Annotated in this window: 10 protein-coding genes; 7 read left to right on the top strand and 3 right to left on the bottom strand. The window is 38.4% G+C overall.

What is annotated here, in order from left to right:
• Window positions 1-37 precede the first annotated feature (37 nt).
• The 4 genes from OQZ33_RS07315 to OQZ33_RS07300 all read left to right on the top strand — a co-directional run bounded on the left by OQZ33_RS07315 (window position 38) and on the right by OQZ33_RS07300 (window position 4,663).
• A complete protein-coding gene (locus OQZ33_RS07315) occupies window positions 38-1,213 on the top strand; it encodes an acetyl-CoA C-acyltransferase (RefSeq protein WP_265798403.1) in 1,176 nt (391 codons plus the stop codon).
• A 73-nt stretch (window positions 1,214-1,286) separates the two neighbouring features.
• Window positions 1,287-3,080 carry an acyl-CoA dehydrogenase family protein gene (locus OQZ33_RS07310; RefSeq protein WP_265798402.1) on the top strand — a complete coding sequence of 598 codons (1,794 nt, stop codon included), beginning with the start codon at window positions 1,287-1,289 and terminating at the stop codon, window positions 3,078-3,080.
• Between the two features lie 167 nt (window positions 3,081-3,247).
• Window positions 3,248-3,739 (top strand): FKBP-type peptidyl-prolyl cis-trans isomerase, encoded by a 492-nt coding sequence (locus OQZ33_RS07305; protein WP_265798401.1) that lies wholly within the window; start codon window positions 3,248-3,250, stop codon window positions 3,737-3,739.
• Complete coding sequence (locus OQZ33_RS07300) at window positions 3,740-4,663, top strand: FKBP-type peptidyl-prolyl cis-trans isomerase (protein WP_265798400.1); 924 nt, start codon at window positions 3,740-3,742, stop codon at window positions 4,661-4,663.
• Here the strand turns inward: OQZ33_RS07300 and OQZ33_RS07295 are convergent.
• The 3 genes from OQZ33_RS07295 to OQZ33_RS07285 all read right to left on the bottom strand — a co-directional run bounded on the left by OQZ33_RS07295 (window position 4,660) and on the right by OQZ33_RS07285 (window position 8,658).
• On the bottom strand, window positions 4,660-5,958 hold the full coding sequence (locus OQZ33_RS07295) for a cryptochrome/photolyase family protein (RefSeq protein ID WP_265798399.1): 1,299 nt from the start codon (window positions 5,956-5,958) through the stop codon (window positions 4,660-4,662). The genes OQZ33_RS07300 and OQZ33_RS07295 overlap by 4 nt on opposite strands.
• A gap of 32 nt (window positions 5,959-5,990) precedes the next feature.
• Window positions 5,991-6,896: a TIGR01777 family oxidoreductase gene (locus OQZ33_RS07290; RefSeq protein ID WP_265798398.1), complete on the bottom strand. Its 906-nt coding sequence runs from the start codon at window positions 6,894-6,896 to the stop codon at window positions 5,991-5,993.
• A gap of 124 nt (window positions 6,897-7,020) precedes the next feature.
• Window positions 7,021-8,658 (bottom strand): DUF4139 domain-containing protein, encoded by a 1,638-nt coding sequence (locus OQZ33_RS07285; protein ID WP_265798397.1) that lies wholly within the window; start codon window positions 8,656-8,658, stop codon window positions 7,021-7,023.
• Window positions 8,659-8,834: 176 nt separating this feature from the next.
• Here OQZ33_RS07285 and OQZ33_RS07280 point away from each other — a divergent pair, with 176 nt between their 5' ends.
• The 3 genes from OQZ33_RS07280 to odhB all read left to right on the top strand — a co-directional run bounded on the left by OQZ33_RS07280 (window position 8,835) and on the right by odhB (window position 14,506).
• On the top strand, window positions 8,835-10,109 hold the full coding sequence (locus tag OQZ33_RS07280; RefSeq protein WP_265798396.1) for a DASH family cryptochrome: 1,275 nt from the start codon (window positions 8,835-8,837) through the stop codon (window positions 10,107-10,109).
• A 262-nt stretch (window positions 10,110-10,371) separates the two neighbouring features.
• Window positions 10,372-13,170: a 2-oxoglutarate dehydrogenase E1 component gene (locus OQZ33_RS07275; protein WP_265798395.1), complete on the top strand. Its 2,799-nt coding sequence runs from the start codon at window positions 10,372-10,374 to the stop codon at window positions 13,168-13,170.
• Window positions 13,171-13,276: 106 nt separating this feature from the next.
• Window positions 13,277-14,506, top strand: a complete 1,230-nt coding sequence (gene odhB / locus OQZ33_RS07270) for a 2-oxoglutarate dehydrogenase complex dihydrolipoyllysine-residue succinyltransferase (RefSeq protein ID WP_265798394.1) — start codon at window positions 13,277-13,279, stop codon at window positions 14,504-14,506.
• Window positions 14,507-14,656: the final 150 nt, after the last annotated feature.

Here is a 14,656-nt window from a genome sequence, read left to right as displayed (position 1 = left end):
ATAATATTGGCTGATAGCCATCAAAATACTAAATAAAATGGAAGCATATATTATAGCCGGATATCGCACAGCAGTGGGTAAAGCACCCCGAGGCGTATTCCGTTTTACCAGAGCTGATGATTTAGCTGCTGAAGTGATAAGCGCTTTAGTGGCATCGGTTTCAAATTTAGATAAAGAACAAATTGACGATGTAATTGTGGGTAACGCCACGCCCGAAGCGGAACAGGGCTTAAATATTGGCCGGATGATCTCACTAATGGGTTTGAATACGGATAAAGTTCCGGGTGTTACTGTAAACCGATATTGCGCATCTGGCTTGGAAACAATTGCTACTGCTGTAGCGAAAATCAAAGCTGGAATGGCCGATTGTATTATCGCTGGTGGGGTAGAAGTAATGAGTGGAATGCCGTTTGGAGGTTGGAAACTCGTTCCAAATCCAGAGGTTGCAAAAAACAATCCCGATTGGTATTGGGGGATGGGACTAACTGCCGAAGCCGTTGCGAAAGAATACAATGTGAGTCGCGAAGACCAGGATGCATTTTCGTTAAAATCTCATGAGAAAGCTATTCATGCTATAAAAAACGGTCATTTAAAAGATGGCGTTTTGCCAATTACGGTTAACGAAAATTATTTGGATGAAAACCTGAAAAAGAAAACGCGTTCTTATGTAGTGGATACTGATGAAGGTCCTCGAGCGGATACCACGTTAGAGAAACTGGCAAAATTAAAGCCTGTTTTTGATACTATAGGAAGTGTAACCGCTGGTAACTCCTCGCAAACATCTGATGGCGCAGCTTTTGTTTTAGTAGTTTCTGAAAAGAAAATGAAGGAACTTAATGTTGAACCAATCGCAAGATTAGTAAGTTATGGCATCGCCGGCGTTCCACCAAGAATTATGGGAATCGGACCAGTTGAGGCAATCCCAAAAGCATTAAAACAAGCAGGCTTAAAACAGAATGATATTGATTTAATCGAACTTAACGAAGCTTTTGCATCGCAGTCTCTAGCGATCATTAGAACGCTCGATTTAAATCCGGATATCATTAACGTAAACGGTGGAGCCATTGCATTGGGTCACCCTCTGGGTTGTACAGGTGCAAAACTTTCGGTGCAAATGATGAATGAGCTGAAAAGACAGGACAAGAAATATGGTATGGTTACCATGTGCGTAGGTACAGGACAAGGAGCAGCAGGAATTTTTGAGATGCTGTAAGAGATTGACTTAGGCAAAATAAAAAAATAAAAATTAAGCGATTTTCAATGTGTCGCTACTAGATACTACAAAGATGGAAACAACTGAAAAGAAAACAATTAAAGGCGGCGAATTCTTAATTAAAGAAACGGCTTACCAGGATGTATTTATTCCTGAAGAATTTGATGAAGAGCAACAAATGATTGCGCAAACTTGTCGCGATTTTTTGGACGCTGAGGTTTATCCAAACTTAGATAAAATAGATAAACAGGAAGACCCTGGATTAATGCCAACACTTTTAACAAAAGCTGGCGAATTGGGTATTCTTGGGGTTTCTGTCCCGGAAGAATATGGTGGTTTTGGCAAAAACTTCAATACTTCTATGTTAGTTGCTGATGTGGTTGGCGCTGGTCACTCTTTTGCAGTAGCACTGTCAGCACACACCGGAATTGGTACATTGCCTATTCTTTATTATGGAAACCAGGAACAGAAAGCGAAGTATATTCCAAAATTAGGCTCTGGCGAATGGACAGCGGCTTACTGCTTAACAGAACCAAATTCAGGCTCGGATGCAAATTCCGGAAAAACAAAAGCCAAGCTGAGCGATGATGGCAAACATTATATCATCAATGGTCAAAAGATGTGGATTACCAATGGGGGGTTCGCAGATATCTTTATCGTTTTTGCAAAAATTGATGATGATAAAAACCTGACTGCTTTTATTGTGGAGAAAGATTTTGGTGGCATCACCATGAATCCAGAGGAGCATAAAATGGGTATCAAGGGTTCTTCTACGCGTCAGGTTTTCTTTAACGATTGCCCTGTTCCGGTTGAAAATATGTTAAGTGAGCGGGAGAATGGTTTCAAAATCGCGGTTAACATTTTAAATATCGGTCGCATAAAATTATCAGCGGCAGCAATTGGTGCATCAAAAGCAACTTTAAATACAGCGATTAACTACTCAAACGAGCGTAGTCAATTTGGCCGCCCAATTTCGAAATACGGTGCCATTCGCTTTAAGATTGCAGAAATTGCTTCGAAACTTTATGCAGTTGATGCTGCTAATTATCGTGCCGGACAAAACATTGATGACACCTATGAGCAATTGGTTGCTGGCGGAATGGAATCTGGAAAGGCCCGGTTAAAATCTGTAGAACAATTTGCAGTTGAGTGTGCCATTTTAAAAGTTTGGGGTTCCGAAGCATTGGATTATACGGTAGATGAAGGGGTTCAAATTTATGGAGGAATGGGTTTTAGTGCTGATGCACCAATGGATAGAGCCTATCGTGATGCCCGCATTAACAGAATTTTTGAAGGTACGAACGAGATTAACCGTTTGTTAACGGTTGATATGATGCTGAAAAGAGCCATGAAAGGGGAGCTTGATCTGATGACACCGGCCACTGCGGTTGCTGCAGAGTTAATGAGCATTCCAGATTTTGGGGAAGAAGACACCACATTATTTGCCGCTGAGAAAAAAGTTCTTGCCAACCTGAAAAAAGCTACCTTGATGGTTGCCGGTGCTGCGGTTCAAAAATTAATGATGACTTTGAGCAAGGAGCAGGAAATTTTAATGAATATTGCAGATATGGCCAGCTATGTTTATGTTTTCGAGTCTGCTTTATTAAGGACCGAAAAACTGGCTGCTACAAAAGGTGAAGCAGCGATTAATGGTCAGCTAGATTTATTAAGAATATATATGGTTGAAGCTGTTGATGGTATTGCCAAAGCGGGTAAAGAAGCACTTTGGGCTTTCGCAGAAGGCGATGAACAACGCATAATGCTGGTTGGTTTACGTCGTTTCACAAAAGTTGAGCCTTTTAATGTTAAAGATGCCCGCCAAAGAGTTGCACAGCAATTGATTGAGGCGAATAAGTATATTTTTTAAAGGGTATGTTATAGGTTGTAAGTTATAAGTTTGGATGTCGATAAGTCGAGTGGTAATAGATTTAGTTTTGCTTGTTGATAAATTCGACCTATAACTTACAGCTTTTAACTTGAATGTTAAATTTGGTTAAAAATTGTAGCATCCGTATTAAAAGCTTATTTTTGCGGATGATGCTAAAATTCAAGTATATATTATTATTGCTTTGCGTTGTTGGGTTCTTCGCTGCATGTAAGAAAGATGAGGCGGTAGAGGATTACGATCCACTACCTCAGTTTAAAGCCGATACTGCTGCAATTGGCGCTTTCGTAAAGGCAAATAACATATCAGGGATAAAAGATCCTTCAGGTATATTTTACCAAATTATTGCACCTGGTTCGGGCAGTATTACTTACACTACTTCAACGCAGATTACTGCAGATTATGAAGGAAAACTGCTCAACGGCACACTTTTCGACAGTTCAAAAGGTACTCCAATAAAATTTTCGTTAGGTGGCGTAATTACAGGCTGGCAGTTTGGTATTCCGAAAATACAAAAAGGTGGTAAAATCAGATTGATTATCCCATCCTATTATGCATATGGAACAAGATCTCCATCATCTTTAGTTCCAGCTAATTCTATCCTCGATTTCAATATAACACTTACAGACGTTACAAACTAAATGAATAAATTTACCAAATTAAGTTTCTTAACTTGTTTACTGACTGTTGTTTTCCTTTCTGCATGCAAGAAAGAGTATGAAACTATTCAGGCTACAGAGAGTGCAACAATAGCTTCATACATATCAAAAAATAACTTAAGTGCTGTAATGTTGCCCGATCCGGATAAATCAGGATTCTTTTATCAGGTAACTTCACCTGGAACAGGCAATAATTTTAAAAATCCAGATTCAGTTCTTTATAACTTAACGGTTAAGTCTTTATCTACTGGTGCCACATACCTGCAGTCTCCACTATCATCGAACTTAGGCACGTTTGTAGGTTATACCGACCAGTTTTATAATTCATCATTAGTTACAACTTCAAATCCACAGGGTTTCTATTCTATTCCTGCGATAAGAACCGCTTTATTGGCGCTAAAGCCTGGTGGAGTGGCAAGAATACTTTTGCCTTCTTATTTGGCTTTTGGAAGAAACGGAGCCGGAAATATTCCATCAAATGAAATTGTGGATTTAATAGTGACAACCTATCCTTACCAAAAGCAGGCATTATTAGATGACAATCGCATTACAACTTTTTTAACTTCTAAAGGGCTTACTGCAACGAAAGATCCTAGTGGGATTTATTACATCGTAAATACTTTAGGAACAGGAGAGGCTGTTAATGGTATTGGAAGTACAGTAAACGTTAAATATACAGGAAGAACATTAGATGGCGCTGTATTTGATTCATCTGCAGATGGTATTTCACTGCCTTTGTCGGGTCTGGTATCGGGTTGGCAAGTTATGATTCCAAAATTTAAAGTTGGAACCAAGTTCAGAATGATTTTGCCATCTGCCTACGGCTACGGTCGTTCTGGAAATAATGCCATTTCTCCAAATATGTCTTTAGATTTTGATATTGAAATCGTTAGCGTTACCAATTAAGATAACGCTTCTTTAAATACTTTAAGCACTCTTTCTCGTGCAAATGTATGCTCAACTATTGGTTGGGCATATTTTTTTGTCCCATATTCTGGCACCCATTTTTTAATGTACTCAAATTTTGGATCAAATCTTTTGGTCTGCAATTCAGGATTAAAAACGCGGAAATATGGCGCAGCATCATTTCCTGAGCCTGCAGCCCATTGCCAGCCACCTACATTGCTGGCCATTTCATAATCGAGAAGCTTTTCGGCGAAATAATTTTCACCCCAGCGCCAATCGATTAGTAAATGTTTCGATAAAAAACTTGCAACAACCATCCTCACACGGTTGTGCATAAACCCGGTTTCATTGAGCTGTCGCATTCCGGCATCCACTATCGGATAACCCGTGTTTCCTTCGCACCAGGCTTTAAATTCTGTTTCGTTATTGCGCCATTTTATTTTATCGTACTGCTTTTTAAAAGAATCATAGGCAGCATAAGGGAAATGCCAGAGGATCATCATGTAGAACTCTCTCCAGGCCAATTCAGATAACCAAACATTTGATTTTGCCTCTACAGCATCTTTTACGGCCTTACGAATACTTACAGTACCAAATCTGAGGTGCAAACCAATTCTGGTTGTACTTTCCATAGCAGGGAAATCTCGTTGCTCTGCGTAGTCATCCAGTTTATTTTTGTAATTAATTTTTGGGAATTCCTGGCTACTCGCTTTGAATCCCATTTCCTTTAGTGAAGGCAAAACTAAATGTTCGGTTTGAAAAAGGTTTTTGAAGTATTTTTTTGTAGGGTAAGCTTTAAAATAAAAATCATCGAGCTTTGCCTGCCACTGTTTGTAATAAGGCGTAAATACGGTATATGGAGTTTTATCACCTTTTAAAATTTCATCTTTCTCAAATATCACCTGATCTTTAAAAGTTCTAAAAGCGATTTCTTCACTGGTTAAAAATTCTGCCAAATTATCATCGCGTTCACGGGCATAAGGTTCATAATCATGGTTGGTATAAACCTCTTCAACCTTATAATCTTTTAAAATTTGAGGCCAGATTTTTTCTGGAGTTCCGTACTTTACTAATAAGTCTGATCCATATTGTTGCAGTTCTTTTTTTAAACTTTCAATAGTTTGAAAAATGAAAGTAACCCGGGCATCATCTTCAGATAATTTATCTAAAATGTTTTTATCGAATATAAAGAGCGCAAGTACAGGTGTGACATTATTTAATGCATGATAGAGACCTGCGTTATCCTCTAATCTCAAATCGCGGCGGAACCAAAAAATGGTGATGGGTGTCTTCATTTAAGAATATGCTTTGAGGACTTAGAATAAGATTATTTATGATAGAGACTAGTAAGTGCTTCATCTAAATCTGTAAATGTAAACTTGAAGCCCGCATCCAGAATTTTTTGAGCTGATGTGTTATTGCTCATCAAAACCGCTTCTGCTCGTTCGCCCAACAACAATTCTATTACTTTTTTCGGAACTTTTATTGGCCAAAAGGGGCGCTTCAAATGTTTTGCAATGGCTTTGGTTAAACCAATGTTGGTTACGGGAACTGGGGCACAGGCATTGTATGAATCTTCCATTTTAACATTTTCGACGGCGTAAATATACATGGCAACCATGTCATCAATATGTAACCAGGGTGTCCATTGCTTTCCCGTGCCCAATGCCGAACCTACAAAAAGCTTGATGGGTTTATCCAATTGTGGCAGTGCACCGCCCTCCTTGCTAAAAACGATTCCAGTTCTAAGTTTAACAATGCGTAAGCTTAATTTCTTGCCCTTATTAACAGCATCTTCCCAAAGTTTGCAACATTCAGCTAAAAAGCCATAACCATTGGCGCTGTTTTCGGTTAATATTTCATCGCCACAATCGCCATAAAAGCCCACTGCCGATGCTGAAATAAAGGATTTTATTTGATGATCGGGATTGTTTTGAATAGTTTGGTAAAGTAGTTCCGTTGATTTTACCCGGCTATCAATAATCTGTTTTTTGCGCTCATTAGTCCATTTTTTTTCTGCTACGGGTTCGCCGGCTAAATGAATAATTGACTCTACACCTTCTAAACACCTGGAATCGATTGTTCCTTTGTAAACGTCCCAGACGAAATTATTCGGATCGTTAACCTCTTTTCGGGATAGCGTATTTACCTCGTATCCTTTATTCACAAGCTGGGTTTTGAGCTCTTTGCCCACAAGTCCAGTCGCTCCGGTAATTAGAATCTTTTTTGCCATGTGTGTAAAACACCAAAGATACAAAAGGGTTTGTTTTTAGTCGGAAGTCCGGAGTCGGGAGTTTGAAGTCCATCTGTAAGTCCGTCATCCTCTCATATGCGGGATCTTCATACCGAAAATAAATCTACAACCCTGCAATTATCCTATTTTTTGGTGCCTTAACCGAATAGCTTAGCTTAATGGTTTTGGCTTCATTCGGCGCAATTTTCAATTGCCATGAAAGCATTCCTGTTTCTTTATTCACTTCGGCGCCGTTGCTTTCCAATAATTCAATTTCGATATCACTCTCAGAAGACAACGGATATTGGTCTTTCAATGTTAGATCAATCGCCTCCTTCTTAGTATTTCTAATCTTGATTAAATACGTGAAAAGTTGTTTCCTATTCGATCCAATGAATTTAGTGCTGCTAAAATCTTCTTGTTTTTCTTTAGTGATGATAATCTTTTTGTCCTTCCCCATACTTAAACTTAGCGTATCTAGAATATTGGCAGGGTTTATAAATGATTTTCCGGTGTAGGTGCCTTCAAAAATAATATTGGCACTTCCCGCTTGAAGATTCAACTTCTCCCAATCAATAACATCAGCCAGTAAAAAAGCATCGGTACTTAATTTTGGTGCTGCGTAATATTTATATTTAGCAGGCACCTCATATTCTTTAAATGAAACCGTATGCGGCTTATTGTCGCTGTTTACATCATATGGAATATCAATGTCAAAGGTAACACCAAGTTGAGTTTCATTAACGGATGTGTAGTTGTTGATAGTTGATACAGCTGCTTCTGACTTTTTTGCATTCAAATATCCAGTTACCACCACTTCATCCAGACTTTTTTCCTCTCTTATAATTGGGGATGCCATGCCTCTAATGCGTATTCCTGCAGCTTTTCCAGCCAAGGCTGATCCTATAGGATTATATGTTTTCACAAACCACGGACTTAAGTTTGGTGCAGTGATATTGTAATTAGGATTTCCTGTTGATAAGGAAAGCTTTACTTTCTTCCAGTCCAAACCTGTACTTTGTGTAATCGCAGCCTTATAGGCTATGCTAAGTGGTTTTGCTGTACTCGTCGACTTAATATCATAACTGGCTAACCAGTTCGCAGCCGGGCATACATATGATACATTATAGTCGGCTTCGGCACTATCTTTAGACATTAACTGTAAAACAAGTTGTCCCAATTGTTGATTTGGGCTGTTTCTTAATTCTGCAATTTGTTGTTGCAAAGCAGTAAGTTTTTGATTTTGTTTTTCTTCCGTCAATGCTAACGCCGAAATAGCAGCTCTAACTTCAGCACTTTTAGTACGGTAATATTCGGCTAATTTAATCAGCTCTGCTACGTTCGTGCCGTTATTTGTACCGCCCGATTTTCGGTTTTCATCCAATAAAACTAAAGTTTGTTCTTCTATAGTTTTTGCATTTTTAATTTTAGTCAACTCTCTGGAAACGATTTTTACACTATCATTCAATTTTTTAATCTCTGGGTTAGCTGCATCAGTATTCAAAAAATCTTTGTTGAATTGCACCGCCAAAATCATTACGCCTGCAGTTACCCCAACCTGAATAGAATTTTCATTCACCCGACCAGATATATTGTTGATTACAATTTCCGATGTTCCTGCTGGAAGATGCACTTTACCTGAATGCGTGAGTTGCGCACCGTTATTGTATACCGTTACGCTTTGTAAATTGGCTTTTGTTTTAATTTGTTGTTGAGCAAAAGTGGCAAAAGGAAATAATAGTGCAATTAGGATTCGTTTCATTTTCTTCTTATTATGTATTAGAAATGGATAGCTGAATACAGGATGTGCGATTTTCTATTTTTCCATAACGGTAATTTTTGTTGAGTATTTGTAAAGAAAATTCGTGGTTTTTGATGCCGACAAAAAATAAGATAAATTTGTGATTACGTTCTTATCACCCTTTTCGAAATATTAAGATGTCAAAAAAAATTTTAGTCTGGTTTAGAAATGATCTCCGTTTGCATGATAATGAAATGCTGGTGGAGGCTATTGCTAAGTCTGATTCTATTTTGCCAGTTTATATTTTGGATCCCCGTCAATTTGGTCAAACAAAATATGACACACTTAAAACTGGTAACATCCGGGCTCAATTCATTTTAGAAAGTGTTTTAGGACTTCGCTATTCACTAAAACAAATTGGTGGCAACCTTTTAATTGCTGAAGGAAACCCAGAGGACATCATTCCTCAATTGGTTCAGGAATATGAAATCACCGAAGTTTATCATCATCGCGAAGTAGCGAGAGAAGAAACCCATGTTTCTACTTTAGTAGAAAATGCCCTGTGGAAATTACGTGTCAACCTGAAACATTTCATCGGGCATACCCTGTATAATAAAGAAGATCTTCCTTTTCCAATTAAAGATATTCCTGATGCTTTCAATCAATTCAAAAAGAAAATTGAACGTGACTCGATTATCAAGCCGTGTATACCAGCGCCAGATCGTATCAATGTTGCCGAAGTTATCGATTGGGGAACACTTTCATCATTAGAAGAACTGAATCTGCTTCCGCAGGAGAAAGATCAACGTGCTGATTTTGAATTTACCGGTGGCGAAGCTGAAGGGCTGGCGCATCTTCAAAAAGTGACTGTGGCCATGCAACAAGCTGCTACTTCTAAAAACTTAATTCTTGCTTCGAAGCTTTCCGCATGGCTGGCCATGGGCTGTTTATCGCCTAGAAAGGTATACTGGGAAATCAAAAAAATGGAAGGAATGCCCAATACAAAAGCTATGTTTAATCATGTTTTGTTAGGATTGCTTTGGCGAGATTATTTCCGTTTTATGTTCAAAAAATACGGCAATACCTTCTTTAACCCCAATGGTTTTGGTAGCCAGGGTTTAGTTGATGTTGAATATGAACAAGAGAATTTTACGAAATGGAAAAACGGACAAACTGGCTTTGCCGTCGTTGATGCAGTGATGACAGAGCTTAACCAGACTGGATTTATTTCAAATATTGCACGACAAACAGCCGCACTTTATCTAATAAATAACTTGGAAGTGAGCTGGGTTTTTGGCGCTGCATATTTTGAGGAAAAACTAATTGATTACAACCCGGCGAGTAATTGGGGTAATTGGGCAAATGTTGCCGGCGTTGGAAACGATCAAAAATCGAAAAGCGTTTTTGATCTCGATAAAAACATCAAAAATCTTGATCCGAAAGGGAATTACGCTTTAACCTGGGCCTCGTAGCTAATTATGCAGTTTGAAGCATTGTTTTCCAATTGAATTATTTTATCATTCCTTCATTTCGCTAATTCTCTCATTCACTAATTAATTATTGGCTTGCCTTTTGCTTAACCATGAGAAGTAATTATTTTAATTCCTTGCGATATAAATTCGCCTGAAAGTCAGAATGTTTCTAAATATATTTTTTTGTGCAATTAATCCAGTTTTTTACCATTTATATAAGGTAAAATTCTAATTTTGTAATGCTTATAGTAAACAGTAAATAATGGGTAGTTTATCATATCTTAGTGGCGAAAACGCCGAATATATAGATTCTTTATATCAGTCGTATCAGCAAGATCCTGAATCAGTTGAGTTTGGTTGGCAAAAGTTTTTTGAGGGTTTTGATTTCGGAAGAGGTTCTGAAGCCCCAACGGTTAAAGCCGAAACTCCGGAACAATTTTTAAAAGAGGTGAGTGTTTTAAATTTGATTGATGGTTACAGAACCCGCGGTCATTTGTTTACACATACCAATCCTGTTCGCGAAAGACGCAAACACCAACCTACATTAGACCTTGCAAATTTCGGTTTATCTGATGCAGATTTAGAAACGGTTTTTAACTCAGGTGTTGAAATTGGTATTGGTGCTGCCAAACTGAAAGATATTGTTGCTTTCTTAAAACAGACTTATACAAGCTCAATCGGAGCAGAATATAAATTTTTACGTACGCCTGAAGTGTTGAACTGGATTCAACAGAAAATGGAAAGTGCACGTAATACGCCTAATTTTTCAATCGACGAAAAAAAACGCATTCTTAGAAAATTAAACGAAGCAGTAAGTTTCGAGAATTTCTTAGGTACAAAATTTTTAGGTCAGAAACGTTTCTCTTTAGAAGGTGCAGAGGCTTTGATTCCAGCATTAGATTCGGTAATCGAAAAAGGTGCTGAGTTAGGAATTGAGGAGTTTGTAATCGGGATGGCGCACCGCGGTCGTTTGAATGTGTTGGCGAATATCATGCAAAAAACTTATAAAGATATTTTTGCTGAATTTGAAGGTAAAAGCTACAATCCAGAAACTCCTTTTGGTGGTGATGTAAAATATCACTTAGGCTATTCTACTGATGTAACTACGGTTGCAGGCAAAAGTGTTCACTTAAGTCTTTGCCCGAATCCATCTCACTTAGAAACTGTAGATGGTGTGGTTGAAGGCATGAGCCGTTCGAAAATTGATTTCAAATATGGTGGCGATAATTCTCGTTTAGCTCCGATCTTGATTCACGGAGATGCTTCAGTTGCCGGCCAAGGCATTGTTTATGAAGTAATTCAAATGGCAGGCCTTGAGGGTTATAAAACCGGTGGAACCATTCACCTGGTGATTAATAACCAAATCGGTTTTACTACCAATTATAAAGATGCCCGAACAAGTACTTATTGTACCGACATTGCAAAAGTCACTTTATCGCCCGTTTTCCACGTAAATGGTGATGATCCTGAAGCTTTGGTTTATGCCATTAACCTGGCAATGGAATATCGTCAGAAATATAAAAACGATGTTTTTATCGATATTTTATGTTATCGTCGTTTCGGTCACAATGAAGCTGATGAGCCGAAATTCACCCAGCCGTTACTGTACAAAACAATTGAGAAACACCCTAATCCAAGGGAAATTTATATCGAGCAACTTACTAAAGAAGGCAAGTTAGAAGCGGGTTTAGCGAAAGAATTGGAAAAAGATTTCCGAAGTATTTTGCAGGAACGCTTAATCGAAGCGAAAGAATATGTTGCCGGAAACGCTGAGATCAAATTTGGTGGTGCCTGGGCCGATTTACGTATGGCTACTCCTAAAGATTTCTTAACATCGCCGGTTACGGCAGTTAAAAAATCTACGTTGTTAGAGATTGGAAAGCGCATTACCACTTTACCATCAAATAAAAAGTTCTTCAAAAAAATTGAAAAATTATTTTTGGAACGGACCAAGATGGTTAACGAAACTAATATTTTCGATTGGGCAATGGGGGAGCAGTTGGCTTATGGTACTTTGTTATCAGAAGGTAAACGGGTTCGTCTAAGTGGTCAGGATGTTGAGCGTGGTACTTTCTCACACCGTCATGCGGTTTTAACATTGGAAGATAGCGAGGAAGAATATGTACCATTAGCTAATATTTCAGATCAGCAGGCAACATTTGATATTTACAATTCTCACTTATCAGAATATGGTGTATTAGGATTTGAATATGGTTATGCAATGGCTAATCCGAATGCATTAACCATTTGGGAAGCGCAATTTGGAGATTTCTTTAACGGAGCACAAATTGTTGTCGATCAATACATCGCCAGTGCGGAAACAAAATGGCAACGCGAAAACGGTTTGGTAATGTTATTGCCTCACGGGTATGAAGGTCAGGGACCAGAACACTCTTCAGCACGTATTGAGCGTTTTATGGAGCTTTGTGCAGATTATAATATGCAAGTGGCAAATTGTACAACACCTGCAAACTTCTTTCACGTTTTACGCCGCCAGTTTAAACGCGATTTCCGTAAACCGCTGGTTGTATTTACACCTAAGAGTTTATTACGTCACCCTGCTTGTGTATCGAAACTTGAAGAATTTACAGAGGGCGGTTTTAAAGAAGTAATAGATGATGTAAATGTTAAAGTTGCGGAGGTAACCAGAATCGTTTTCTGTAGTGGAAAAATCTATTACGAATTATTGGAAAAACAACAGGCTGATCAAGTTAAACATGTGGCATTGGTTCGTGTAGAACAATTATATCCTACACCTATTGACCAAATGGAAGCCATTAAGAAAAAATATAAAAATGCCATTGAAATTTTCTGGGTTCAGGAAGAACCAGAGAACATGGGTGCATGGCCATATTTATTCCGCAGATTATATAAAACTGAATTGAAAGGTATTGATGTAATTTCTAGAAAAGAAAGTAGTAGTACTGCAACAGGTTTTGCTAAACAACATGCCAACCAGCAAGCTTATATTTTAGCTAAAGCTTTAGAACTTCCGATTAAGAAAGAAGAAGTTAAAGAAGCGGCAAAAAAAGCGAGCAAAAAGATGGCAGAAGCAGATTAATTTGATGTAAAGGATTGCAGGATTTAACGTAGAGGGTTTAGTATCCAAAGCATTTCAACTTTGCAATCTTAAACATATAACAACAAAAAATTACAATTTTAAAAATATGAGTTTAGAGATAAAAGTTCCACCAGTTGGTGAGTCGATAACCGAAGTTGTTTTATCACGTTGGATAAAAAACGATGGCGATGTTGTTGAAATGGATGAAGTTATTGCTGAATTAGAATCAGACAAGGCTACTTTCGAATTAACCGCAGAACAAGCCGGAACTTTAAAAACCATAGCTGCTGAAGGCGATACTTTGGCTATTGGCGCAGTAGTTTGTAAAATTGAATATGGTGGCGCAGCTCCTGCGAAAGCAGAGGCTCCAAAAGCAGAAGAAAAAGCCGTTGTAGCTGAGGATAAAACAACAGCTCCTGTTGCTGAGAAAGCATCTGGAGAGAGCTATGCTACGGGAACTCCATCTCCTGCAGCTGGAAAAATTCTTGCTGAAAAAGGTATTGACGCTGGTGCTGTTAAAGGTACAGGTGTTGATGGTCGCATTACCAAAGATGATGCTGTAAAAGCAGAAGCTGGTAAAAAACCAGAGGCTCCTAAGGCTAGTGCCCCTGTTGCGGCTGCAGTTCCGGCAGGTGCTCGTGATGAGCGTCGTGAGAAAATGTCGCCACTGCGTAAAACAGTAGCTAAGCGTTTGGTTTCGGTTAAAAATGAAACTGCAATGTTAACCACTTTTAACGAGGTTAATATGAAGCCGATTATGGATCTACGCGGAAAATATAAAGATTCCTTTAAAGAAAAATATGGTGTAGGTTTAGGTTTCATGAGCTTTTTTACCAAAGCTGTTACAGAAGCACTGAAAGATTTCCCAGCAGTTAATGCTCGCATTGATGGTGAAGAAATTGTTTACAATAACTTCGCTGATGTTTCTATAGCGGTTTCAGCGCCGAAAGGTTTAGTTGTTCCTGTAATTCGTAATGCTGAAAGTATGAGCTTAGCAGAAATTGAAAAATCTGTTTTAGCTTTAGCACTAAAGGCCCGCGATGGTAAATTAACGATCGAAGAAATGACAGGTGGAACTTTCACCATCACTAATGGTGGCGTATTTGGTTCAATGATGTCTACACCAATCATCAACGCACCACAATCTGCAATTTTAGGTATGCACAACATTATTGAGCGCCCTATTGCCGAAAAAGGTGAAGTGGTTATTCGTCCGATGATGTACGTTGCTTTATCATACGATCACAGAATTATCGACGGACGTGAGTCTGTTGGGTTCTTAGTTCGTGTTAAACAATTATTAGAAGATCCAGCGAGATTGTTGTTAGGCGTTTAATCGATAATATTATCCTTAAATATAAAGAGGCTGTCTCAAAATACATGAGGCAGCTTTTTTTTTGTATTTAAATAAATCCTATGTGTTGTTCGTTTATTGCTGGCTAGAAATGTTTATTTAACCATTATTTTGTTAAAACGGGCAAAAGCG

This window comes from Pedobacter sp. MC2016-05, assembly GCF_026239735.1.
Taxonomy (GTDB): Bacteria; Bacteroidota; Bacteroidia; order Sphingobacteriales; family Sphingobacteriaceae; genus Pedobacter.
Note: the sequence above shows the minus strand (reverse complement) of the source record. Positions and strands in the feature narration are given on the sequence as shown.

Coding starts and splice junctions, on each gene's coding strand:
- OQZ33_RS07305 (WP_265798401.1), top strand. CDS start 3,248: ATGATGCTAAAATTCAAGTATATATTATTATTGCTTTGCGTTGTTGGG.
- OQZ33_RS07310 (WP_265798402.1), top strand. CDS start 1,287: ATGGAAACAACTGAAAAGAAAACAATTAAAGGCGGCGAATTCTTAATT.
- OQZ33_RS07300 (WP_265798400.1), top strand. CDS start 3,740: ATGAATAAATTTACCAAATTAAGTTTCTTAACTTGTTTACTGACTGTT.
- odhB (WP_265798394.1), top strand. CDS start 13,277: ATGAGTTTAGAGATAAAAGTTCCACCAGTTGGTGAGTCGATAACCGAA.
- OQZ33_RS07285 (WP_265798397.1), bottom strand. CDS start 8,658: ATGAAACGAATCCTAATTGCACTATTATTTCCTTTTGCCACTTTTGCT.
- OQZ33_RS07290 (WP_265798398.1), bottom strand. CDS start 6,896: ATGGCAAAAAAGATTCTAATTACCGGAGCGACTGGACTTGTGGGCAAA.
- OQZ33_RS07295 (WP_265798399.1), bottom strand. CDS start 5,958: ATGAAGACACCCATCACCATTTTTTGGTTCCGCCGCGATTTGAGATTA.
- OQZ33_RS07315 (WP_265798403.1), top strand. CDS start 38: ATGGAAGCATATATTATAGCCGGATATCGCACAGCAGTGGGTAAAGCA.
- OQZ33_RS07280 (WP_265798396.1), top strand. CDS start 8,835: ATGTCAAAAAAAATTTTAGTCTGGTTTAGAAATGATCTCCGTTTGCAT.
- OQZ33_RS07275 (WP_265798395.1), top strand. CDS start 10,372: ATGGGTAGTTTATCATATCTTAGTGGCGAAAACGCCGAATATATAGAT.